Origin of the sequence: Adonisia turfae CCMR0081 (assembly GCF_011009555.1) — a bacterium.
GTDB lineage: Bacteria > Cyanobacteriota > Cyanobacteriia > Phormidesmidales > Phormidesmidaceae > Leptothoe > Leptothoe turfae.
This window is the reverse complement of record NZ_QXHD01000004.1, coordinates 6,378,848-6,404,089: the sequence shown is the minus strand read 5'-3', so window position 1 is coordinate 6,404,089 and position 25,242 is coordinate 6,378,848. Positions and strand designations below refer to the sequence as shown.

At 48.7% G+C, this 25,242-nt stretch carries 17 protein-coding genes; 12 read left to right on the top strand and 5 right to left on the bottom strand.

All coding sequences use genetic code 11. The features are described 5' to 3' along the window. Nucleotides 1-93 precede the first annotated feature (93 nt). From DXZ20_RS31140 to DXZ20_RS31125, 4 genes are all read left to right on the top strand, one after another. Nucleotides 94-4,608, top strand: a complete 4,515-nt coding sequence (locus DXZ20_RS31140) for a TIR domain-containing protein (RefSeq protein ID WP_163702762.1) — start codon at nt 94-96, stop codon at nt 4,606-4,608. A gap of 5 nt (nt 4,609-4,613) precedes the next feature. Then, on the top strand, nt 4,614-5,735 hold the full coding sequence (locus tag DXZ20_RS31135) for a tetratricopeptide repeat protein (protein WP_163702761.1): 1,122 nt from the start codon (nt 4,614-4,616) through the stop codon (nt 5,733-5,735). Nucleotides 5,736-5,955: 220 nt separating this feature from the next. Continuing rightward, entirely contained in the window at nt 5,956-9,771 is a 3,816-nt protein-coding gene (locus DXZ20_RS31130; RefSeq protein WP_163702760.1) for a CHAT domain-containing protein, read from the top strand. A 242-nt stretch (nt 9,772-10,013) separates the two neighbouring features. Continuing rightward, entirely contained in the window at nt 10,014-14,246 is a 4,233-nt protein-coding gene (locus DXZ20_RS31125) for a toll/interleukin-1 receptor domain-containing protein (RefSeq protein ID WP_163702759.1), read from the top strand. Nucleotides 14,247-14,471: 225 nt separating this feature from the next. Here the strand turns inward: DXZ20_RS31125 and DXZ20_RS31120 are convergent, their stop codons facing one another. Then, on the bottom strand, nt 14,472-16,592 hold the full coding sequence (locus tag DXZ20_RS31120; RefSeq protein ID WP_163702758.1) for a potassium channel family protein: 2,121 nt from the start codon (nt 16,590-16,592) through the stop codon (nt 14,472-14,474). 101 nt (nt 16,593-16,693) lie between these two features. Here DXZ20_RS31120 and DXZ20_RS31115 point away from each other — a divergent pair, with 101 nt between their 5' ends. The 3 genes from DXZ20_RS31115 to DXZ20_RS31105 all read left to right on the top strand — a co-directional run bounded on the left by DXZ20_RS31115 (nt 16,694) and on the right by DXZ20_RS31105 (nt 19,095). After that, nucleotides 16,694-17,185, top strand: a complete 492-nt coding sequence (locus tag DXZ20_RS31115; RefSeq protein WP_163702757.1) for a hypothetical protein — start codon at nt 16,694-16,696, stop codon at nt 17,183-17,185. Between the two features lie 292 nt (nt 17,186-17,477). Continuing rightward, a complete protein-coding gene (locus tag DXZ20_RS31110; RefSeq protein WP_163660870.1) occupies nt 17,478-18,593 on the top strand; it encodes a ParM/StbA family protein in 1,116 nt (371 codons plus the stop codon). Further along, a complete protein-coding gene (locus DXZ20_RS31105; protein WP_163660872.1) occupies nt 18,586-19,095 on the top strand; it encodes a hypothetical protein in 510 nt (169 codons plus the stop codon). The genes DXZ20_RS31110 and DXZ20_RS31105 overlap by 8 nt, the downstream gene beginning before the upstream one ends. 37 nt (nt 19,096-19,132) lie before the next feature. Here the strand turns inward: DXZ20_RS31105 and dut are convergent, their stop codons facing one another. Both dut and DXZ20_RS31095 read right to left on the bottom strand, forming a co-directional pair. Beyond that, nucleotides 19,133-19,582, bottom strand: coding sequence for a dUTP diphosphatase (gene dut, locus DXZ20_RS31100; protein ID WP_163660874.1), 450 nt, complete (start codon nt 19,580-19,582; stop codon nt 19,133-19,135). A 35-nt stretch (nt 19,583-19,617) separates the two neighbouring features. Next, complete coding sequence (locus DXZ20_RS31095) at nt 19,618-20,427, bottom strand: MBL fold metallo-hydrolase (protein ID WP_163660876.1); 810 nt, start codon at nt 20,425-20,427, stop codon at nt 19,618-19,620. A gap of 329 nt (nt 20,428-20,756) precedes the next feature. Here DXZ20_RS31095 and DXZ20_RS31090 point away from each other — a divergent pair, with 329 nt between their 5' ends. From DXZ20_RS31090 to DXZ20_RS31080, 3 genes are all read left to right on the top strand, one after another. Next, nucleotides 20,757-21,668, top strand: a complete 912-nt coding sequence (locus tag DXZ20_RS31090; protein ID WP_250564719.1) for a peptidoglycan DD-metalloendopeptidase family protein — start codon at nt 20,757-20,759, stop codon at nt 21,666-21,668. Nucleotides 21,669-21,745: 77 nt separating this feature from the next. Then, nucleotides 21,746-22,834, top strand: a complete 1,089-nt coding sequence (aroC, locus tag DXZ20_RS31085; RefSeq protein ID WP_163660878.1) for a chorismate synthase — start codon at nt 21,746-21,748, stop codon at nt 22,832-22,834. Next, nucleotides 22,819-23,409 carry a hypothetical protein gene (locus tag DXZ20_RS31080; protein ID WP_163660880.1) on the top strand — a complete coding sequence of 197 codons (591 nt, stop codon included), beginning with the start codon at nt 22,819-22,821 and terminating at the stop codon, nt 23,407-23,409. The genes aroC and DXZ20_RS31080 overlap by 16 nt, the downstream gene beginning before the upstream one ends. Here the strand turns inward: DXZ20_RS31080 and DXZ20_RS31075 are convergent. After that, complete coding sequence (locus DXZ20_RS31075; protein WP_163659052.1) at nt 23,366-23,551, bottom strand: hypothetical protein; 186 nt, start codon at nt 23,549-23,551, stop codon at nt 23,366-23,368. The genes DXZ20_RS31080 and DXZ20_RS31075 overlap by 44 nt on opposite strands. Nucleotides 23,552-23,760: 209 nt before the next feature. Here DXZ20_RS31075 and DXZ20_RS31070 point away from each other — a divergent pair, with 209 nt between their 5' ends. Together DXZ20_RS31070 and DXZ20_RS31065 are read left to right on the top strand one after the other, a co-directional pair. Continuing rightward, complete coding sequence (locus tag DXZ20_RS31070) at nt 23,761-23,943, top strand: hypothetical protein (RefSeq protein ID WP_163660882.1); 183 nt, start codon at nt 23,761-23,763, stop codon at nt 23,941-23,943. Nucleotides 23,944-24,096: 153 nt separating this feature from the next. Further along, nucleotides 24,097-24,750 carry a DUF4033 domain-containing protein gene (locus DXZ20_RS31065; RefSeq protein ID WP_163660884.1) on the top strand — a complete coding sequence of 218 codons (654 nt, stop codon included), beginning with the start codon at nt 24,097-24,099 and terminating at the stop codon, nt 24,748-24,750. Nucleotides 24,751-24,768: 18 nt separating this feature from the next. On the opposite strand, the gene DXZ20_RS31060 is transcribed toward DXZ20_RS31065, so the two are convergent. Further along, nucleotides 24,769-25,242 (bottom strand): CHAT domain-containing protein (locus DXZ20_RS31060; protein WP_163703672.1); only part of this gene is annotated, 474 nt, incomplete at its 5' end.

Genomic DNA, 25,242 nt, shown 5'->3' with positions numbered 1-25,242 from the left:
CTGGGCCTAAACTGATTATATGATGCATTACCCCTGGGGCTTGGTATAGTGTCTTAGCCATGGGGGAGATGTAAAGCTGATACTGGGAATCTCATGGCGCTACCATCTTCTTCTCTGCAAGACGTCTTTATTTCCTATGGCAGGGCAGACAGTCGGTTATTTGCAAGGCAAATTAATGATCGTCTGGTGGAGGCGGGGTTAGAGGTTTGGTTTGACTTTGATGACATTCCCTTAGGTGTGGACTATCAAAATCAGATCAATGACGGTATTGAGAAGGCGGATAATTTTCTATTTATTATTTCTCCTCACTCCGTTAATTCTCCTTACTGTGCCAAAGAAATTGAGCTGGCTTTGGCATGCAATAAGCGAATTATTCCGCTGCTACATGTGGAGGAAATTAGCTATGAAACCTGGCAACAACGCAATCCTGATGCCAATATCAGTGGTTGGCAGGCCATTCAAGAAAAGGGGGTGCACAGTAGTTTTCCAAATATGCATCCTGAAATTAGCAAAATTAACTGGGTGTACTTTCGTGAGGGCATTGATGACTTTGAGACCGGCATGGCTGGTTTGCAAGCTATCTTGACCCGTCAACAGCCCTATGTCCATCAACATACTCAGCTGTTGGTTCGTGCCCTTGATTGGCAGCGCCAACAGCGGCAGTCTCGCTACTTGCTAACTGATGAAACGGCATTAGCTGAGGCACAAGCATGGTTAGATACTCGCTTTAAAGATGAGCAACCCCCGTGCACTCCCACCGATTTGCACTGTGAGTTTATTACGGAGAGTCTGAAGTTAGCGAACGATCAGATGACCCAGATTTTCATATCTTATAGCGAAGAAGATATGGAGATTCAGGAGAAGGTGCGTAAGCGCTTGATGCGTGAGGGGTTTGCAGTCTGGATTAATACCGTTGATATTCCAACAGCTGAAGACTTTCAAGTCGCTATTAATCAAGGCATTGAGAAGGCTGACAATATTGTTCTGTTGCTTTCTCCCAATTCTTTGACCTCAAAGTATTGTCAACAGGAGTTGGCCCATGGCCGTCGCTACCACAAGCGGATTATCCCGCTGCTGGTGCAGTCCATGGATGTGGCAACACTGCCTAGTGATCTGCGGATGCTGCAGTTTATTGATTTCTCGTCGCTAGCGTCCGATATTCACTTTGACCGGGCAGTGGATGAACTCATCCGTACCCTGCGAACGGCGGCAGACTATGTAGAACAACATAAACGGCTATTGGTTAAGGCCCTGGCTTGGGAGCGGCAGAAGCGCGATCGCAAGTTTTTGCTCAGGTCTGGGGATTTTGCCATGGCCCAAGCCTGGCTGTCGGAACCTGGTCCCCCTGGCAGCTCTCCCACCGATTTGCACATCGCTTATATCCAGGCGAGTCAAGGCATTAATCAATTCTACGATGCCTTTATTTCCTATGGTCGAGTGGATAGTAAGGCCTTTGCTACGGACTTGTGGCAGCGGCTGAATGACCAGGGGTTCCAAGTCTGGTTTGACCAAAATGATATTCCCCTAGGCGTAGACTTTCAGGAGCAAATCAACGACGGCATTGAAAAAAGCCACAATTTTATTTTTATCATTTCCCCCCACTCCGTTCACTCTCCTTACTGTGCCAAAGAAATTTCTCTGGCCTTGAAATATAACAAGCGGATTATTCCTATTTTGCAGGTGGAAGAGATTAGCTATGCTACCTGGAAAGACCGTAACCCTGCAGGCAGTGAAGAACAGTGGCAGGCGTATAAATCTACAGGCAAGCATTCCAGCTTTCCCAACATGCATCCTCAAATTGGAAAGATTAACTGGATCTATGCCCGTGACGGTATAGATGACCTCACCGCTGCAATTGACGGCCTTGTGGGACTGTGCCATCGCCATGAAGACTATGTACATCAGCACACTGAGCTTTTGATTAGTGCTCTCGCCTGGGAACGGCATCAAAATCAGGTCTCTTATCTATTGATGGGAGAAGATCGTTTAAGGGCTCAAAACTGGTTACTAACGGAGTTTTCGGCTGAGCAGCCTCCCTGTAGGCCCAGTTTATCCCAGTCAACGTTTATTACCGAGAGTATTAAAGCTGCCGATGGCGGCATGACCCAAGTATTTTTGTCCTATGCCCAAGAAGATTTAACCTCCAAGGAGCTGATACGTTATAACTTGCTCCAGGCAGGCGTCACTATCTGGACCGACACAGTGGATATCCACATGGGGGAAGATTTTGAGGCTGCTATCCAGCGTGGAATTGAGGAAGCTGATAATATCGTCTACCTGATATCCCAAGCATCCCTGGCATCGGAATATTGTCAGATGGAGATTGACCAGGCGTTGGATCTCAATAAGCGTGTGATTCCCATCTTGGTGGAAGAGATTAATGTCAGCCTGTTGCCCGATAAAATTCGTAAGATTCAGTTTGTTAACTTAACGGACAACCAGACGGCGGTTGATTTAGAAGAGGATGTAGCAGAGCTGTTACGCACGATTCGTCAGGATGCCCGATATTTTAATCAACACAAGCGACTTTTAGTACGAGCGCTTAAGTGGGAACGCCAGAAGCAAAATCCTAGTTTGTTGTTGCAGCACCGGATGCAAGACACGTTCTTAGCCTGGGCGCAAACGGCTAAAGATCGAGTGGTTGGTGGCGTGCTGCCGCTGCAGTTGGCATTTTTAGAAGCTAGCCAACTGCAATCCCCTGATCAAACCCTGGGGGTATTTTTTATTCACCACATTGATGATGTGGACTTTTCCCAGCGGCTAAATGAAACCCTATTAATTCAAGGCAAGAGTTCTTGGCTCTCTCCAGAAGGGGCAGCAGGGGAGATGGAGCACTGGGACGATACTCAGCAGCTGATGGACAATGCTGAAAATGTTTTGTTTATGTTGTCGCCGAGTTCAGTGCGCTGTGAGGCTTGTTTAACTCAGTTGAGCTATGCACAGTCACAACAAAAGCGGATTTTGCCAGTTATCTATCGGGATGTGGTCAAGTCCACTGTGCCAGATGGTCTGGAGTCGATACCTTGGAGTGATTTTCGACGGCATGGTGGAGATTTCTTAGTGAATTTTGGCGAGTTGTTTCGAACGTTGGAAAGTGAGCCTTTTCATGTGCGATCGCACACTCGACTCCTGGTTAAAGCAGCAGAATGGGATGCGGCGCAGAAAGATGACAGCTTCTTGCTGCGAGGCAATGATTTGGCCGATTCTGTAAGCTGGCTACAGCAAGCAACCGATAAAACACCGCCGGTTACGGCACTGCAAAAGGCCTATATCGAGGCGAGCCAGGCCTTGCCATTTAAGAAAATTAAGACCCGCTCCGTGGCGTTGACGACGGTGGTCAGTGCCTTAGCTGTTTCTGTTATAAGACTATTTGGTGGGCTTCAACTTCTAGAAACTCGCGCCTACGACCAGTTTCTACGGTGGCGACCCAATGAGACTGAACAGGATGAACGACTGCTAATTGTTAAGGTGGATGCCCCCAGCGGCGAGTGGCTACGGGAACAAATGATTGATGGGCAGTATGAACCTGGTATTGGCACAATTCCTGAGAATGCGCTTTCAGAAGCAATTCGGGTGCTCAATAGCCATGATGCCCGTTTGATCGGTCTGGACTTTTTCCGTGATTTTCCAGCGCAGGGAGATCTCGCCAATGATCTGGCTTGGGTCGATAATCTGTTTGGTATTTGTCAGACAGCCAGCGCTCAAGTGAGTGATATTGGTAACGAGATGCCTGAGGCACGGGTTGGGTTTGCCAACTTTCTACAAGATGGAGGCAAAATTGTTCGCCGTCAGTTTCTATTTCATTGGGTTGGCGATGATAGCCCTTGTGTTTCAGAAGAATCTTTTACTCTGTTATTGGCTAAGACCTATCTTGACGCTGAGGGTATCGCCTCTGAAGTTATTATAGGCAGTGATCAATGGGGAGAGTATATTGATTCGGTTGTTGTAGGAGATATAGTTCTGCCTAATCTTAGTAGTGGAAATGGCACTGCATATCATACTGATACTGGACGGCAAACATGGCAGAATTGGGGAGGACGGGAGTGGAGTGATCTGGGTGGAGCACAAACTCTCCTCAATTTTTGGACCTATGAGGATCCAGACACTCAAGAGAGGTTTGGGGCGCGGATTAAAGACTTTGCTCAGCAGGTTTCGCTTGAAGCTGTGATTAAAAATGAGGTAGATCCTGGGCTAATCCGCGATCGGATCGTACTGATTGGCTACACGGATTTTAGCGATCGCAACTCCGATGATTTCAATACTCCCTATGGCGATTCAGTTCCCGGAGTTTACCTGCACGGCCAGATGATCTCTCAGCTGATCAATGCCGTTTTAGAGGACCGCCCCCTGATGCGCTGGTGGTCATTTGTTGAGGAGGCGGGTTGGATCCTGCTTTGGTCTGGCATGGGCGGTGTGGTCTTTTGGCGATTTGTCAAACCTGTGCCAGTGCTGATAGCGGCTGTTAGCTCGGTCGGGGTGTTGACGTTAGCTTGCTATGGTTTCATGGCAGGTTTCGTGATCTGGGTACCTTGGGTACCAGCACTAGTTGGCTGGGGTCTTACCGGCAGCGTAGTGGGCTACATGACCTATCGCTTACGTAAAGGGTAATTACTATGTTTAAAGACATATTGCGAAGCTTAGACATCAGGCAGCCCAAAATCATTGGCCGGAAATTGTCTAGCTTTTTCGCAGTTCGATATCAACGTCTGAAGCATAATTTCAAGTCATACCGTTATCCACTACTTGCCCTAACAATTGTTTTAGGCATAGGGGTAGTTGAACCGGCGCTCAACCCACCTGTAGCGGATGCCTGTTTTTTTTGGCAGGCCTGTGCCCGACGACGGGGGACTGCTTCCAATACTCGGGCCGGGGGCAAACGCACTGGACGTATCCTTGGCGGTAATGATGCTTCTGTTCCCTATGTGATCTCACCGCGTAATGCCTGGATTCAAGAGCCAGGTCCAACTCAGCCTTACACGATCCGTTGGAATCCTGTGGAGGGAACCAGGCGCTATACCGTGAGGATTTGGCGTTGGACATTTGAGCGAGATCAGCCTGAGCTTGCCCTGTGGCAGGAGACCACCCTGGACAACACTCCGAGTCTGGATTTTCCTCAATACGTGTCTCTAGAACCCGGACACTATTACTCTATTGAGGTGGTGACGGATCAAGGAGTATCGTCTGATCTAGACGAGGGCTACTACGAGTCAGGGTTTCAGCTGATATTTGAAGAGGATTATGAGGAATTGCGATCGCAACTCACTGATGTCACTCCCATTACGCCTGCGGACTCCACATCTGACAATAGAGAACTCCTTGAAGAAGCCGCATTAGCCAGGGCAGGTATTTTCTTTTTAGAAGAGATGTACGCAGATGCGCTGACTATTTTGCAATCGTTGGCGGATAGCCCTGAAGCCTCTGATTTGGTATATACCGCCCTGGGCGACACCTACAGCAAAAGTGGTCTCAATCAGCTGGCCATAGAGTCTTATCAACGTGCATTAACCCTGGCTGCGGCGAATGCTGATCGTCTCAGTGAAGCCACGACTCGCGTTAATTTAGCTAATGTTTATGCCACCTTAGGCTTATTCGACGATGCCCTGGAGCAGTTATATCAGGCCCGTGATGCCTATGAACAGCTCAATGAATCAACAGAAATTGCCAGATTAGACCGTCGCATTAATGTCATCTCTACTCTTTTAACAAGACAACGTGAGGAATCACATACCCCTTGAGGCTAGTTAACAAACCTATTTTGGGCTGCATGTATTAGAGAGACAAATCTTTAATCATCTTAGTAAGTGATGGCAGGAGCGCTGCGGGTGTTTATAGTGGAACTTGGGTTCATCCCCAGCAGGAATGGCCAAACTTAATTTTTTTGGAGTCGTTATTGAGACCTAATCAGCAACGGCTTGTTTGGTTATCCCTAGCGAGGTTTTCTACTCATACCCTGTTATGGTCCGTCTATTCAACCGCCATCATACTGCTGCGTTTTTAATCACGTTAGTAGGGTCTACCGCATTGACGACGACTGCTCAGGCCCAGTCCATTACCCCAGCAGATCCAGCCACTACGGTGCAGCAAGCGGGTAATCAATATCAAATTGATGGGGGCAATTTATCTGGCGATAATACGATACTGTTCCATAGCTTTGATCAGTTTGGTCTACTTACCGGGGAAGCTGCACAGTTTAGCAATCCAGCTGTTGTTGAAAACATTATTGGTCGAGTTATCGGTGGTGATTCGTCTATCATTGACGGATTGTTGTCCGTTGGTGGAGACGCCAATCTTTATTTAGTCAATCCAGCGGGTGTTCTTTTTGGAGAGAATGCTCAGCTTAATTTAGGCGGCTCATTCTCAGCGTCAACCGCCACTGGATTGGCCTTTGGTTCTGAGGTGTTTGACGCCCTAGGCACCAATGATTTTAATCTCTTTAGTGGTGCACCCACTGGCTATGTATTTGCCAATGAGGTGGCTAGTGCAGTTGTTAATACAGGTAACCTCGCCGTTACGGCTGGACAGTCCCTGACCTTATTAGGTGGGCAGGTCATTAATACAGGACAGCTGTCGGCCCCCAATGGAGAAATTTTGGTGATGGCGGTGCCTGGAGAAAATCGGGTACGTTTAAGTCAAACGGGATCGCTTCTAGGCTTGGAATTGGAAACATTACCTGAGACAGGGGAGCCGCCAGGCGTTGATTTTGCAATTGCAACAATCCCTGCTTTGCTTACTGGTGCGGCGGACTTGGGTATGGCAACCGATATCACAGTAAACCCTGATGGTACGGTAAGTTTATCGGGCTCTTCATTACAGACTCCTGTGGAGGCGGGCACAGCCCTTGTCAGTGGCCAGCTAGAAGCAGATAACGGCGGCAATATCGGGATTCTGGGTGAGCAGATTGCGCTTGTGGATGCCTCTGTGGACGCTTCAGGAGAGACGGGTGGCGGCACAGTTCTCATTGGTGGCGATCAGTTAGGGCAGGGCAGTGTTCCGAATGCAACCACCACATTCATTGATGAGACTTCTGTTGTTAGGGCCGATGCGCGAGACAATGGTGACGGTGGAAAGATTGTTGCTTGGGGCACGAATCTTTTGCGGATAGCTGGCCAGTTATTTGCTCGTGGTGGCAATAATGGCGGAGATGGCGGCTTTATTGAAACCAGTGGTTTGACCCTGTTGGATATTCGCACCACACCAGATATTACGGCGGCGAACGGTGCAGGTGGCTTGTGGTTATTGGATCCGGCTAATATTCGTATTGTAGATGGGACTGGTGCGACTAATGTGAGCCCTACCAATCCCTTTGAAGTTGGGGCTCTAACCACTGATGCCACATTAGGTGTAGAGCTGATTGAAAGCGCTCTTGCCGAAGGGGGAAATATTGAAGTCCGCACTACCGGTGATACACCAGGGGAAGGCAACATTATTTTGGAAGTGCCTCTGGATTATGACAATGCTGATGCTGACAGTAGCTTACGTTTGATCGCTGAAGGTGAGATCCAAATTTTAGCTGATATTACCGATGGTCAAGCGACTAGACCTGAGATCCGCATTGGCCCTGATGAAGTACCCGAGACTTTTGAAGTGCCTGATCCCAATGATTTAGATCTCACTCTTGAGGCTAATGAACAGATTACGGTTGACGGTGATATCAGTCTTGGTGATGGGACGCTAATTATTGAATCGTTTCAAGGTGATATTAATGTCACGGGTAATCTCATTACATCGTCTGGAGATGTGGATATCCAAGCTTCAGAAGGCTCCGTCACCATATCTACACCGATTCAAACAGCACAGGCTCGATTAACTGAATCGGTAGAATTCCTGACATCGCCTCTAGGAGGGGGAGATATAACGATTCAAGCTGATGGTGCTGTTAATATAAACAACATTGTCACGAGTGCTATTAGTGCCGGTGGTGACATTTTTATTGAATCACAAACATCTATCCAAGTTGGTGAGATTGATACAAGTACCTTGAATGGTAGTGAAATAGCTCAATTGGCAGGCAACGTTGACCTGATTGCGGACAGCGATATTGTTTTTAGTTCGATTGATGCTAGCAGTGCTACTGCCGAAGGTGGAGAGGTCAATATCGAATCATTTGACGGCTTTGTTCGAGGTATCGGAGTTTTGTTGCCTTCGTCCACCACAATTTTGACAGAGGGCGGCAACACTAATGGCAATATTACCATTTCCCATAATGGCGGTAGTACGGAAACCCCCTTTATTATTGGTGGTGGTAGCGCAGTCAATGGTACTGAAGGCGATATTACGACAGGAACGTTGACTCTCTCTGATGTGGTGATAGAGGAACCATTTGATGGAGGTGAGGACATTGGCAATATTAAAATTCTGACAGAAATTGCGCCGTCACCGCCACCGCCGCCGCCAGAAGAAGAGCCAGAAGAGCCAGACAATGTTACTGACCCATTGGTGGATGAGGATGTGCGTTCCAATCCTTTACCAGTGGATGTGGGGCAATCTGGCACCTCCACAGTGGAGCAACAATTTGCACAACTTGAAGACCGCCTCACCTCTGAGTTTAATGACTATCTGCAACTGGATTTAGATCCGTCGACAGAAACAGTAGAGTTGGTCAATGCTCAACGTCAGCTGTTGACAATACAACAGCAAACGGGTAGGCGACCAGCGTTGGTTTATGCCGTTTTTGGTCTGGATGGAGAGACTGATGAAGCGGGCAACGTCCTAACGATTCCCGATCCATCAGCTCCCCTGGAACTGTTTTTGATTACGGCAGAGGGAGACCCAGTGTTTATTGCCCTGGATGTCACACGTCAGGAGATTCTGACGATGGCCCAGCGCTTGCGCCGTCAGGTGTCCATACCGACCCGTGCTGGTCGAAGGGATACTAGCTATCTCAGGTCTGCCCAGCAACTTTACCAATGGCTGATTGCGCCTATGCAAACTCACCTAGAGGCACAAAATATTGACACGCTCAGTTTTGTGACCGATGCAGGGCTGCGTTCTTTGCCATTAGCTACCCTGCATGATGGTGAAAATTTCATTATCCAAAATTACAACATTGGGCTGATGCCGAGTCTGAGCCTGACGGACTTGACCTATCAGGACATTAGTAATGTCAGTGCGCTGATAGCTGGAACGTCTACGTTTGTCGATCAGGCGGCTTTGCCAGGGGTGCCGGTGGAGTTAGATGCGATCGCATCTGAATGGACGAGTAAGGTCTTAGAAGGTAGTGCCTTTAGCGTCAACCAGCTGAAGGGGGAACGCCAGCAAAGTCCCTATGGCATTATTCACCTAGCCACCCATGGCGAATTTAACGTAGGAGACTTATCCAAGTCCTATCTTTACCTTTACAACGAACGGTTGAGCTTAGACCAAATGCGTACCCTGGGCCTCAATCAGCCCCCGGTGGAACTGCTGACCCTGAGTGCCTGTCAAACTGCTTTAGGCAATCGTTCTGCTGAGCTTGGGTTTGCCGGTTTTGCGGTACTGGCCGGTGCTAAAACCTCCATTGCCAGTTTGTGGAATGTGAGTGATGCGGCTTCAGCAGCCCTGATGATTGAATTTTATCGGCAATTGCAAGAAAGCCAGCCCATCATTAAGGCAGATGCCCTGCGTCAGGCGCAGCTAGCCATGATCCGTGGTGATATTTTCGTGGATGGTGATCAGCTCAAGGGCCTGGGTGAGGCCCAAAAACTACCCGTTGAGCTAGTGATTGAAGGTCAGCGGGACTTTAGCCACCCCTACTATTGGGCTGCATTTAGTCTAGTAGGGAGCCCCTGGTAAAGCATTGTGGGTATACAAGGGGTCTGAGCCCACATATAGTAAGTATAGGTATACGAGCAAGGCGTTTCTTTATATGTGTTAACTCACCTTAGAGATTCGCCAAACAGGGTTTCATTTACTTGTAAACAAGCTATTAATGTAAAAAACAGCACCTGCGTATAGACAATATACGGTTATGGCGCATCAGCACATCTACCACCTGTTGCTGATTGGGTGAAATCTTGAATAATTCTTGAAATTCCATGTCATCAGCTACATTTGCTTTACAGGATGCATTTATCTCCTATGGCAGAGCCGATAGCAAAATATTTGCAAGCAAGTTAAATAACTGTCTCGTACAGCAGGGGCTAGAAGTCTGGTTTGATTTTGACGACATTCCCTTGGGAGTGGACTATCAAAATCAGATTGACGATGGCATTGAGCGCAGCCAAAACTTTCTATTTGTAATTGCCCCCCATTCGGTCAATTCACCTTACTGCCGTCTAGAAGTTGAGCACGCGTTGCGGTTGGGGAAGCGCATCATTCCCCTACTCCATGTGGAAAGCATTGATCGCGATACCTGGCAGTCGCGCCATCCCAACGGTACAGAGGCCGATTGGCAAGACTATCAGGCAAAGGGGCTGCACTCTAGCTTCCCTAACATGCACCCAATTATCAGCAAAATTAACTGGGTATACTTCCGAGAGGGCATTGATGATTTTCAAACATCGTTCCAGGGCCTGCTCGATATTTTTGAACGACAGCAGGACTATGTGCACCAACATACTACACTGCTGGCTCAATCCTTAGCCTGGCAGCGCCATCAAAGACAATCACAATACCTGTTAATTGGGCAAAACCGGCAGCAGGCCGAACGTTGGCTAAGGCAAAAATTCAACGCAGAACAACAGGCCCCCTGTGAACCCACAGCGTTGCACTGTGAATTTATTACAGAAAGCATCAAAAATGCCAACGGTCTAATGACCGATGTTTTCCTCTCCTATTCTGAGCAAGATCGGGAGTTAATGGATAGACTACGGTTGGCCTTAATGCGAGAAGGGTTTACCACCTGGATTAACCGCACTGATATTCGAGTAGGGGGTGACTTCCAGACGGAAATTAATAAAGGCATTGAAGAGGCCAGCTACATGGTCTATTTGATGTCTCCCAAGTCCCTTGAGTCTAAATATTGCCAGCAAGAACTGGACTATGCTCGCAAATTAAATAAGAAAATAATTCCGCTAAGGATGCGTGAGTTTGATCTAAACCTGATGGCTGACGATTTGCGGGCCATTCAATTTATTAATTTTGTCAACGAAAATGATATTGATGGCAGTGCCTATGGGAGAGACATCGCTAAACTGGTCAAGCAGTTGCAGGAGAATGGCGACTATTATCAGCGGCACAAACAGCTACTGGTAAAGGCCCTTAAGTGGCAGCGTAATGAGCAGAATAAAAGCCTATTACTGCGGAACCATAGCTTACGTCATGCAGAGGCCTGGCTTAAGGTTGCCCGTAAACATGGCCAGCAAGGACTACTACCGCTGCAAGAAGAGTTTATTAAAGAGAGTTTACAACAACCTCCCAATCAATCCATTGATGTCTTTATTTCTTACTCCAGAGCAGATGCTGACTTTGCCCGTGAGCTAAATGAAGAGCTCCAGGTCCATGGTAAAACCACCTGGTTTGATCAAGAGAGTATTGTGGCTGGTGCTGCTAACTATAAAGAAGAGATTTTCAATGGCATTGAAGGTGCCGATCACTTTCTGTTTATTATTTCTCCTCGTTCGATTCAGTCTCCCTACTGTGCTGATGAAGTCGACTATGCCCGGAGTTTAAATAAACGTATGTTGACGGTGCTATATGAGCGTGTCAATACTAAGGAGTTGCATCCTGCCCTGGAAGCCATACAGTGGATTGATTTCCACAGTAAAAAGAAAGACTTTAAGACAAACCTGAGTACATTGCTGCGGGCATTAGAAACGGATCCAGCCTATACTCGCTTTCATACTCGCTTGTTAGTGCAAGCTCTAGACTGGGATCAGCAGGATCGTGATGAGAGTCTTTTGCTCAGGGGTAAAGCCCGTCGGGAAACAGAGACCTGGCTATTAGAGGCTGAGGGAAAGACACCGCAGCCGACCCGGCTACAGCAAGATTTTGTGACGGCATCGGCGTCTGAAGAGATTCGTCGGCAGCGTTCTGCAATTCGCTTGCAGCAAATTGGTATGGGGGTAATTGGTTGTATTTCTTTGGTTGCGATCGCACTTGGTATAATCGCCAATCAAGCAAGACTAGAAGCTAAAAGAAACCAGCAAGAAGCCCTGGCACAGCGAGCGCGAGCCGAAGAACAACAAACAATAGCTGAAGACAAAACGGTATTGGCCCAGACCGAAACCTCATTGGCCCTGTTCGCCTCCCATCAGCCCTTTGAGGCACTTCTAGAGGCGACACTGGCGGGCATTGCCATTAAAAATAATGAGCGAACGCATTCCGATAGCGCCCTGGTGGTCACCACGCTACAGCAAGCTGTCTTTTGGGTGCAGGAACGTAATCGATTAGAGGGCCACGATGGCATCATCTGGGATACCGCCGTTAGCAACGATGGTCAAATGATTGCCTCCGCCAGTGCCGATGGCACCGCTCGTGTTTGGGGCATCAATGGCAATCAGTTAGCAGAAATTAAAGTGGATGATACCCAGGTGCTCAGTGTGGCCTTTAGCCCCGATGGAGAACGATTGGCCATGGGTCTAGAAAATAGCCAGATTCAGATTCGACAACTAGGCGCACAAAATGAGTTGTTAACCACTCTGGAAGGCCATACTGGACCGATCACATCCGTGGCATTTGCAACCGATGGACGCACATTAGCATCGGCCAGTGAAGATAAAAGTGTCCGGCTTTGGCAACAAGACGGCATGCCCCTTAAAGAGCTCACCCAGCACATCGCAGCGGTTCGGGTGGTTAAGTTTAGCCCCGATGGCAAATTACTCGCATCAGGGGCAGATGACCGTAGCATTCGTCTGTATACCCCCGATGGTAAACCACTTAAAACCTTGCGGGGCCATAATGCTGAAGTTAAAGGACTGGCCTTTAGCCCGGATAGTCAAACCCTGGCATCAGCTAGTTGGGATGAAACCATCCGTCTGTGGAGTGCAACCGGACAACCCATTCGAGAAATCCGGGGTCACAATGCCCTGGTATACGATGTGAGCTTTAGCCCGGATGGAAAGTTTCTAGCCTCTGGCAGCTGGGATAAAACGGTTAGAACTTGGACGTTGGCTGGGGAGCCGGTTGCCACCGTATTTGGCCACAGTGCTCAGATCCACAGAGTCCATTTTAATGAGGATGGCTTGCTAGTGTCAGCCGGTGGCGATCGCACCATTCGCCTATGGGAATTAGATAGACCCCTGATTACCTCCCTACGGGATCACCAGGCCAATGTCTACAGCGTTGTCTTTTCCCCTGATGATCAAGTGATTGCATCGGCGGGGGCTGACAATAATATTCGATTATGGAACCGTAAAGGTGAGCCAATCAAGACCTTGTCTGGCCATGACTCTGTAATTTGGGAGTTAAGCTACAGTCCAGACGGAGAAATTCTGGCATCGGCGAGCTCAGACTACACCGCTAAGCTGTGGGACCGCAATGGTAAATTACTAACCACTTTAGAAGGACACAAAGGACCTGTTTATGCGGTCACCTTTAGCCCCGATGGTCAGTTTATTGCCACAGGAGCGGCGGATCGTTCGGTATACATTTGGCGACGGGACGGCACCTTGGTCACCAAGATTGTTGATTTTCCCAAGGATGTATTGAGCATCGCCTTTAGTGACGACAATAAAACCCTGGCCACCTCTGGCTGGGCACACTTTGTCAACCTGTGGAACCTGGATGGAAAATTGGGAGAGAACGCGGACAATGGCAAAGTCTACGAAATCATTTATGATCCCGACAACAAAATTAATGCCACAGACAGATTTGAGGGACAGGTGCCCAGGCGCATAGAAGGGCATAAGGGATGGGTGCATAAAGTCGCCTATAGCCCCGATGGTAAAACTATCGCCACCGCCAGTGCGGATGGTACAGCAAAGCTTTGGAGCACAGATGGAAAATTGCTCAACACCCTGGAAGGGCATAAAGATGGCGTTGTATCGATTCAATTTAGCCATGATGAACAGAATGACTTGATTGCCACTGGTAGCTATGATCATACGGTAAAGCTATGGTCGTTATCTAAAGGGGAATTGGTTACCACTCTGCGAGGACACCAAGATCGGGTAACCAACCTGAGCATGAGTCGAGATAAAACGCTAATCGCCACTGTAGGAGAAGACGATCGATTATTGTTGTGGGATTTAGATTTAGATATTAGTGGGGGTAAAACCCAGCTGTTGGATAAAATGCTGAACCAAAGCTGTAATTGGCTAGAGGGCTATTTAGAGACCCATGACGAGGCTCCTGAAGAGATTCAGAAGTACTGTCGTCAGGCATCGTAGATCAGGAGAGTGTATTGATTTTTGTGTAAGCGATCTATCATCCATATACATCAAGAGATCGCTCCATGGCCCGTAAGAAAGAGAACCCAATCGTGTCTCCGATTAAAAATTGGCGAGCTGCTTTGTCGCATTTTGCTATCCTGTTCCCAGAACGCTTTTATCTCTAAACAAACCGCGTTTATACAAAATTCAGATCACTCTCCTACTAACCTTAATCAATACCTCCTACTTGAGAGGCGAGAGGCGAATGGGAACGCATCGTTTTAGTTCTTGCATCAGGCGATGGGCCTGGTAATCATAAAGGGACAGCTGTAGCGTATTGGGGAGAGTTTTCATCAGTTGGCGACACTTGTCTAGCTGCACATTGGATAGCTTTGCTAGCAGGCTACCGGCTTCTGACAGCATGGTGGGATTTAGGGGGGAATCTACTTCTAACAGCCACTGACGGGGGGGGGTCATTTCTCCTCGTTCTATACGGCGTAATCCATTGATGGAGGAGAGTACATACAGCTTATCTCCGAGATGCACTCGTAAATCATCCGAGGGCATTGGATAGTCTTGATACTGTTTACTAGGCTGACGCTGACGCAACAAGATCGGAACAACACCATAGCCATAGGCAATCTCTGCCAAGGGTTTTCCATTAAGGGTATCGCCATACTCGATGGCATATTCCGTAATCAGAATCGTCTGTTGATTAAGCCTAAACAGACCTAAAATATTTTCTCCAAAGGCAGCCCCGGCAAAGGCTTCTGCCGATAGGGCATAGACTGAAAACGAGCGGGCCTGGGGTAAAAACGCTTTAATATTGTCGCTAAATAACTGGCTCAGGGTACGAATGACCGGTGTAAACGGTCGTTTCTCATTTTCTAGAGCTTCTGCTGCCAGTAGTGCCACCTCAAGGTTGAGGACCGGATCATCAGTGACCGCGATGACGCTCCGGGCTGTGGACAGATGGGCCTCTTGCAGCTGTTGCAGCATGGGTCCCTCTAGTAGGGGAATTTGATTACGCAAAGCCGGGCTGTCTAAATGATGGGTGATGGCCACTAGAGGCTGGCGTAGATCCTGCAAAATGCGGACCACTCGTTTGCCCACCCGTCCCAGCCCGACCACAATGACATGGTTTTTCTTAGGTACTTTGGGGCGACGCTGTAGAAATTCAAAGCGAGAACTGAGTAGCTGGTCTGCCAATAAACCCAAAACACCGATCACCATCAATAAACTGACTGTGGCAATGAGCAGACAGGTCAGTAGCACCCACCCTTGGGCACCGCTGTCTTCAAAGCCGCCGAAGACATCGCCATAGCCACCGAGAATAAGAATGGCTCCTAAGACAATGGCTTTGGTAAAGCTGATGGTGGGAATGTTGAAATATAGCAGCAGAGTGCCCGTAGTCCAGAGAACTAGGGCGGTGGTGAGTGCGATCGCAACCACTCGACGCAACGATTGCTGATTGGCACTGTGCCAAAACCCCCACAGTCGCCTCCGCCATTCACCATCGATCACATCCCCAATGCCCTGGCGTAACTTTGACCATGGCCCTGACCGTGTAGGCATATGCTCAATCTGGCTGTGGGTGAGGGTTTTCACCTCCACATACGCAACCTGGTCGCCAGCCTGTACCCGCACGTGGGGCTGCCAACGATGAAACATGGATGATGCTGTGGTTGCCCAACCAATGGGCTGATGGGGATTGCTAAAGGGCTTTAAATTTAGCAGTCGCACTTGCTGGCGATGGAGCCGATGCACTGGCATATTGCAATATTGCGGGTCCCTGGCAGTAATCTGCCGCTCCACCACCCGAAACTGAAACGTATCAATATTAAAGACACTGAGGGTATTATCCTCTAACCCAGCCAGGGCAAAGGTCATGGCTGGCAGTTCCGTCGCATCCAAGGCAACGAACCGACCCAGCTGACGATTGAGTAACTGATTGAGGCCATGGCGGGACGAACGCACAATAATGTGGACTTGGGGATTTAATCGTCGTACTGCGATCGCGGTTTGTACGTTGGTGCTTTCATCGCTTGTGACAATTAAGATGGCACGGCATTGCTCAATGCCAGCTTCCTGTAGCACATGGTCGCGGCGACAGTCTCCCACAATTGGTACCTGGCTGAGCATATCCGGTAGGTTCTCCACTTCCCACTCTGTTACCGGAGCCCGATCAATGCCGGCGATTTGGACCTCAAAGGAATCAAAACTAAACTTGGTCAAATTCAGAATAATCTGCTGACCTAAGCTGCCCAAACCACACACAATAAAGTGATCTTTGTGGACCTCCGCCGAAGGCGACAAATCGGGGATGTAGGTTCTGGGGCTGAGCTCGCCATTATCACCGACCATGAACTAAGCAAGATGCGTATAAGGTTCCGTTATTATGAACCACCGTGAGGATACTAGCGTGATTCTGATACGGTGATTTTAGATATCCTAGTGCTGGTCTGATGACTGTTTCTGAAAACCCCTTACCTCCAGGCTTACAACGCGAAATTCGAGCAGAGCGTAAATTTAGTCTAGGTGAAGCCATTGGTCGCGAGGGAGGCTCGTTTCTTAAGGGCAGCCAGGCGATGGTGCCTCGCCCTTTACGAGCGCTAGCGGCCATTAATGAATGTATTGAACAATGCTTAAACGATCCAGACGGGGCATTGCAGCCTTGTTTGCAGCGTTGGGTTAAAACCGATGTGAGAGTGGGTAAATACTTAGATACTCCGCTGGTGGCACTGCAAGTAATTGTGACTGATATTGTTGAGCAGCCCCAGATACTATATGAGTTTTCTCGCCAAGTGGCGGTGGAGTGGGGACAGATAAATGGAGAGCGCCCTTCTTTTCAGAAACCAGGTTTAAAGGCGCATTCAGAAGCTGTCTATTCCCATGAGAGTATTCAAGGAATTTTAGCTAACTTACTCTATATGTTGCCTATGCCCCAAGCCGACTAAATTTCAGAGCAGAAAATCACTTCACAAAAATGCCTATGGCAGGTATCATATTGCCTTCTAGTACTCGAAATTCAAGTTGAGCGCTACATATAGTGCTTATAGTGCTTAATCTAAAATCCTGTTAGCTACGTCACTCAGGTTTGCCTGACGCTGCTGATATGGTTGTGTGCCTGGGCACGCTACCAACAAAACGTATCGATTGCGATATATTGTCAGCGCCCGTTCGATTAAAATGAATCCACTAGAATAAGCGTACTAACGTACTACTCGGCATATCTTTGCCCGTATCCCCATGGCTCAATATCAGTGTTTTATCGATTTAGGTAGTTCTGGCACCAAGGCCGTTCTTAATGATGGTGAACGGTTTTACTCCTATCAGTGTCCTCCCCTGGTGGCAGATATGCCTCCGTCTGAGTTGACCATTATTGAGGCCCAGGGGGAGCAGATAGGTTCAGGTCTAGAGTCGATTAGCTATCTGCAGCTTGATCCAGAAACGCCAGCCTATGCCCTTGGTATTGATGCCCAGGGGCGTCCCAATAAAGCAACAAGCAGCTTGCCTAAAAGTGCCTTAGCCCATATTCGTGCCCTCGGGATAATTGGTGAGTTTGCCCACCAGCATGAGTTAGAACGGATCACCCTGGATGTGGGAATTGCTCTTCCCTTTAACGAATATTTGACTGATTATAAGGCCCTGACCAGTGAAATTTTGGGTCATAAGATGTTCACCTATCGTGGCCAAGACATCTTTCTGGAGTTTGGCAACGTTAAGGTGTTACCTGAGGCTGCGGGATTAGTGCAGTGGCGTAAAGTGCAGCGATCGCAACAGAAAGAACGCTCTAAGAAAACCTTTGTGGTGCTAATGTTTGGCCATCGAGACCTGAGCTTTTTGTTGTTTAACGGGGGGCGTCCACCCCAGGGAGAACCTAGCAGCACCGAACGTCTTGGCTATCAACAGCTTTTGAAGGCTGTTGCCCAAGATCTACCCTGCAACTCGGACGATCCATTTCTCTATGATGCCTTGATCAACAATTCAGCCCGAGTGGTTTTTCCCAATCGCCCTAGGAAGGGATATCCCCTGGCTGAGCGTCGAGAAAAGGCAAATTCTTATTATTGGGAGCTGGTGCGATATCGTCTGAATGAGTGGTTGGCCGCTGTCAGTGTCCCCAACTATGAGGTGCTAGTCAGTGGTGGAACAGCGGCCCAGCTGCGGGATGAGTTAGAAGAGTACTTTGAAGAACGCTCCACATTCTGTACGGTGAATTGGTTGGAAGATTTGCAAGAAGAAGTTGCGGCCAATTTAGACCTGGAGACAGATATTGATCAGCTACGATTCTGTGACTGCTATGGCGGCGCGAAGTGGCTCGCGCTAAAATTCCAAAAACTCGCTGTAGGGAGGAGTCGTGGCTAAAAAGAAAAGTACACCGAAGAACGAAAACCCTCCTTCCAGAAAGCGTGTTTCTTTTAGTATTAGCTCCGACCCCGACACCGTTGAAGGTCGTATTGTTAATCATTTGCGCGACAACAAAATGGTGAATATGCGAGAGTCCGTAATTCGAGCTCTTAAGGCCTATTATTTACCCTGGGCCTATGAGGATGAGGTTTCTAAAGAAGAGGCGCAAGTGCTTGCTCGTAATGCCATTGACGAGCTGGAGTTCAGAATTTTTCAAATTCGTCGACATTTTCTGGCGGGAGAAGCCTACGGACCAAAATTGAGTGAGGCTTTGGGGGGCAGTCCTCCACCTGTGGCTAGCAATGGCAGTTCATCCAATGGCAACGGGTCCCTGGCACCCAACAGTATCATCGAAAAAATAACACCGCCCAAACCTAAGCCTGGTGATGCCAATCCGTCATCGTTGACCGACATTTTGGAGGATGAGGATATTGATCCGGATGTATTGGATGACTTTTAATTGAGTTATTAGTTATTGGTTCTTTATTCAAAACTATTTATCCATAGGTTGTCCCGGTTGACCCAAACCCACCTTCACCGCGTTGGGAGTCGTTTAACTGCGCTGTCTCTACAAACTCAGCTTGAAGCACTGGGGCAATAATGATCTGGGCAATGCGCTGACCTGGGTTAATCGCAAACGCAGACTGTCCCAGGTTGATCAGAATTACCTTGATTTCTCCACGATACCCGGCATCGACGGTACCCGGTGTGTTGAGTACCGTAATGCCGTATTTAAGGGCCAGGCTGCTTTTGGGTCTCACCTGCATTTCATATCCCTGGGGGATTTCTGCGGCTAGACCGGTGGGAATGGCTAACCGCTGGAGTGGTTGCAGTGTGTGAGCGCCGATGGCCACTAAATCTGCACCAGCATCACCGGGGTGGGCATAGCCGGGAATTACGGCTTCAGGGTTGAGTTTTTTAAACTTGATCGTGACGGGATGGGTCATGAAGGCTTGAGCGAGTGGAAAGCGGAGAGGAGCGACTAAACGGTTTCCGCCGCTGCCGGTGTCTGAGGTTTTAGATCTAGGGTGAGAGCTTCCATGGGGCGTAGGGTTTTAACCTCTGTGGAAAGATTGGCGTTAGCGAGTTGCGATCGCACCACATCTGCACCTCCAGATGCCGTTAAAAATTTAGCCAGTAGTCCTTCATAGCCCACATCGCCACCATCGGCTGTGGGCAATAGCCACTGGGGTTTTGCCTTTTGGGCTAGTTCTAGGGCACCCTCTCCGCCCCGAATAACAGGACCGAGTACGGGTAATGTCAAACTCACCAGGGGGGTAATAGCCACATCGACCGGAGGACGCGTAGCCAGGGCAACGTCAGGATAGCCGTGGGGCTCATAGTATAGGCGCAGCCCTGTATCTAAGACAGTGATGATATAGGCATTTTCTTGGGTGAGAGGACCAATGGGGGCTCCTGGTAAGGCCTCAATGAGTAAATCATCACCGAGACGATGGCTTTGCCCAGGGGGCAGGTTGATGACATCGGTAAACCCTTTCTCTTTGGCTACTTTGGCGGCAGCGGCTGAAGCAACTACTGGAATTGATTTATCGAGTGCTGCCAACGTTTCTGGATGGGCATGATCAGCTAGGCCCTGGGAAAGCAGTAATAGGTCTACTTGCTGGGGAATGGGGATTGGTCGGGGTCTAATGCCACGAATCAACCAGCCTGCGTTGTTAAAAACCAGGTCTCCTATTAACCATGGATCTACTAGCAGGGAACGCCCTGCCAGGTTGAACTGCCAACTGTTCACATCTAACCAGGTGATGGTGTCTGACCTTTTTGTTGACATAGCTCCTCTTAAAACTGCGCTGAAAAAAACTGCTGGCTGTTATAGTGATGCCGAACTGCGGAAAACTGTAGCTACAAACTCTACCAAGTGGTTAATCTGCCCCTGTTTGAAAAAAATGAACGTTAGTCCGGACAGATTAAGTTATGAAGGTAGAGTGAACTATTAAGTTTTACTTATGTTCTTTCCCTACTTTATACGTTTCTTCAAATTGTTTTTCGTTTTCTTGATGTGATCCCCGTATAATCAGGCTGTTTATCGTACAGATTGGTACAGCGTTCCAAAATATTGGCTAAATAGCTAATATTTTTCGGTTTAAGCGCTTAAGTTCAATGCCTATGCGTCGGCAATTGCTGAAAAGTTACACAGTTTTAGTTACTCGTACTGGGCAGACTCCCGTTACGATTACGTTTACCCCACTTGCCGGAATGATCGCTGCATTTGTCCTGCTTGGGGTGCCCTTAGGTTGGCTGGGGGCTGTTATTTTTTCTCTTTTCCAGAGTAATGTTCAGCTGGCGGATCAAAACCGGCAGCTTACGGATCAGGCTCATCAGGTTCTAACTGATCTGAATACGTTAGATTCTGAAATTGAAAATCTAAAAGAGCGAGCTGGGTTGCCTGAGTTGGGTAACCAGAATAGTGTGTCAGATGACGGTATTCCCCGAGGTGGGGAAGCTGTGACCGTCGATGGTGTTGAGCTCTATGAGAAAGCTAGCCAAAAGCTGCCTAAGCTGAGTGATCTTTTGGATGACAGCATTAAGCCTGCGTTGGAAGAAACGCTTGCTGAAGAAGAAGCGAAGATGGCCGCCTACCCAGATGGAGTTCCCATTGGTGGCCCGATTGATATTTCGTCTGAGTTTGGGTTGCGTCGTAATCCCTTTGGGGGTTCTTCCTATGAAACCCATGAGGGCACAGATTTTGTTGGCCCCTATGGCACCCCTATTGTGGCTACTGCGGAAGGTGTGGTAGGCCGGGCTGAGTACTATGGTGGCTACGGTAATACCGTCACCGTCAAGCATGGCTACGGCTACGAGACTCTGTATGCCCACATGTCAAAGGTCGCTGTGGCGTCTGGGGCTAGGGTCAAGCGCGGTGATGTGCTGGGGTATCTAGGTAATACTGGTCGTTCTTCTGGGCCTCATCTACACTACGGTGTCTATTTCAAAGGCACGGCCATCAACCCGCGTAATGTGATGAAGATGGATCATGATATGACGTTGGTTGAGTACTGGCGGTTGCGTTAGTCAATGGCAATGGACCGTCCTCAGAGGGGCGTCCTACGGTAGGATTGAAAGGCTTTCAAACACCTTTCTTGAAACCTATGGGCAATACCTTCGGTCACCTATTCCGCATTACTACGTTTGGCGAGTCCCATGGCGGTGGTGTGGGTGTTGTTATTGATGGTTGTCCACCTCAGTTAAAAATTTCTGCTGAAGAAATTCAGGTGGATCTGGATCGACGACGGCCAGGCCAGAGCAAAATCACCACACCCCGTAAGGAGACGGATACCTGCGAGATTGTTTCTGGGGTATTTCAGGGCCAGACCTTAGGCACACCCATTACAATCTTGGTGCGTAACAAAGATCAGCGTCCCCAGGACTATGGGGAAATGGCAACGAAATATCGTCCTTCCCATGCGGATGCTACCTACGATGCTAAGTACGGCATTCGTAATTATCAGGGAGGCGGTCGTTCTTCTGCGCGGGAAACCATTGGTCGGGTAGCGGCGGGTGCGATCGCAAAAAAAATTCTCCGTCAGGTGGCTGGCATCGAAATTGTTGGCTACGTCAAACGGATTCAGGACATAGAGGCCCCCATCGACCCCGATAGCGTCACCCTGGAACAGGTGGAAAGCAATATTGTCCGCTGTCCGAATCCTGACTTTGCCGATGAAATGATTGCCCGCATTGATCGGGTGCGCAAAGACGGCGATTCCATTGGTGGCGCAGTGGAGTGTGTGGCCCGCAAAGTGCCAAAAGGTCTTGGGTCCCCCGTTTTTGACAAACTTGAAGCCGACCTCGCCAAGGGTATGATGTCCTTGCCTGCCAGCAAAGGGTTTGAACTGGGCTCCGGGTTTGCCGGTACCTTTCTCACCGGCAGTCAGCACAATGACGAGTTCTACACTGACGCTGACGGCAATATTCGCACCCGCACCAATCGCTCTGGTGGTACCCAAGGGGGAATTTCCAACGGCGAAAACATCATTATTCGCGTAGCCTTTAAGCCTACAGCCACTATTCTCAAAGAGCAAAAAACCGTAGACCAGCAGGGCAATGAGACCACACTGTCCGGTCGCGGTCGCCACGACCCCTGTGTATTGCCTCGGGCGGTACCCATGGTGGAGGCCATGATGGCTCTGGTGCTGTGCGATCATCTGATGCGTCACCAGGGTCAATGCAAGCTGCTTTAGGACCCTGGCCTACGCGGGCCATAGTTGTTTTGTTTTGGATTGCCGCTGGCGGTATTGGCTGGTACTACCTCTTGTTGCCAACAGCCAATCTGACTACGGGTAGTCCTACTATTGCTGTTGCCCTCATCCTCATATGTATCGACCAAGGGCGCATGGCTTGGGTTGATCTTCACAATGTCTATCAGGTTTCCCTGGCCGATCGTCGTGTAGTCATCTTCTATGGCGTCACCCTAATTACGGTTGCCATGGAACTCATTGGGTTTTATCTGGCCTGGCAACATCTGGTGCTGGGCATGGTAATTTTTCTCGTGAGTCAGTTCTTTTTTAATACAGCTGCCAATATTCAGCTATATCCCCACAGCCTTGAACCGATTCGGCCATTTCCGATGCAGGCCCGTTGGCCCGTCTTAATAGCCAATGGTATTGCTCTCGGCCTGATTACCCTATGGCAAGCCAATTACCTGCGTCAGCTGACCTCTGCCCTTTGGCTAGGCATGGTGGTCATTTACCTGACAGTCAAGTATCTGATGGTTACCAACACAGCCGCAATGGCAGATGGGGGCAAAAGTCCATAGTTTGTCCTTGGTTTTCTACTTGCCCTGGATGGATATTGGGTGGGCCTTCTACCAAGCCAAATTCCACCAGTTTGTCGGCCTCGGGGGCTCCTATTTTGTTGGTCAAAATAAAAACGTGATCTAGCTCAAATTGCTTGCTCATGGGCGATATTCAGAGATGGGAGTCCAGGATACTTAGCCAGCTATGGTGATGCTTAAGACTTATTCAGATCCGTATCAGGAATAATTCAGATTCATAGATCATGATTTTAGTCAAGTAAATAAATCATCTGATGTCGTTGCCGATGGAGGGGATTTACCGATCTACCTACCCATCGGTAATAGGCATCTTACTTATAAGGATCTTGACTCATGAAACGCTCTTTTTTATATGTTTTGACCGTTTTGATTGCAGCGACTGCTGTGACGTCTGCTGCCCAAGCTAGAACAACTTTTGGTCCAAATCATCAGGTATCGAGCCCTTCAGAGCTCTCTGAAGATGCTACGTTCCATGACCTCATTCGCCACAATCGTGGAGTGCGCAATAAGAACTAGTACTGCTTCCAGCTAAAAATTGAGGATGGGTAGAGTCGTGACTGGCGAATGCCGAGGCACGGACTCATATCCCAAGCACTACAACAACCATCTCTGCCTAAGACAGCAGGGGTGGTTGTTTGCTATTACTAGACAAGACGCACGGCCCAACTCATGCAAAATCTAGCAGTGGAAAAAACGACCTACCACGATTCTTTTTTTGACCAGCTTTTTATTCGTCTGTTTGCTAGCAAAATGTCTAAAGCCGTTGGTGAATGTAGCAGTCGGCCTGGCTATGACGGCTTTGTAGAACTCTCGCAAAAGATTATGCAAGGTCGCAGTTCGCAACAGCAACAACAGCTGGTTGCTGTCGTTTTGCAGTCATTGGTGCCAGCACCGGTCCTGTGGGGGATTCGTACGTTTTTCTCGCCTACCCAGTTGGTGTGTGAACTCAATGCCTGGTTTGCCACCCAGCTATTTGAATGGCTAGTGGGTCCTTGCACGGTGCAGCTGGCTGAGGTCACAACCGCCTCTGGTGAAAAACGGCAGCAAAAAAGTGCGGTTCACATCGAAAAGTGTCGTTATTTAGAACAAAGTGGCTGTGTGGGCATGTGTGTCAACATGTGCAAACTACCCACACAGCAGTTTTTTACTGAAAAGTTTGGTATTCCTCTGACCATGACACCTAATTTTGAGGATCTCAGCTGCGACATGGTATTTGGCCAAACGCCGCCGCCGCTGGAGACAGAAGACGCTTATCAGCAGCCTTGTTTGCAAGATTGTGCTGTAGCCAGTGAAAGCCCTGCCTGCCCCAAGGTAAGAACTTGAGACAGGGGGGCTCTGGCATTACCAGGGACTGCTAATCATGGTGAATCCGGCCCAGTAAAATGGATGAGATAATGAGCCTAAGCTTTCATTAGCCAGGGCTTTCTCTCCATATGATTTTTGTAGTTGGCTGAGATCAACAGCGTCAGTTTGATCCTTGAGTAGTGCCAGCTGAGCCTGGCGCAGTGCTTCAGCCTTAGTGGCTGTTTGGGGGATCTGGTGATAAAACTCACTCATCAAGGCCAATGTGCCTAAATCACTAACATCCCAAAGGCTAGCTACGGCTGACTTAACTCCGGATCTTAGGGCTAGTCCCGCAAAACCTAGCTCAGCATTGCTATCGCCTACGGCTGTTTCACAGGCACTCAACACCAAAAGCTCTAAGTTGGGCAGCTGCCAGTCTAAGTTGTTCACATCCTCCAGGGTGAGTCGCTGGTCCCATAGTTGGATGTAAGAGTTCTCTGGTTTGCCGGGCTTAAATTCGGCATGGGTGGC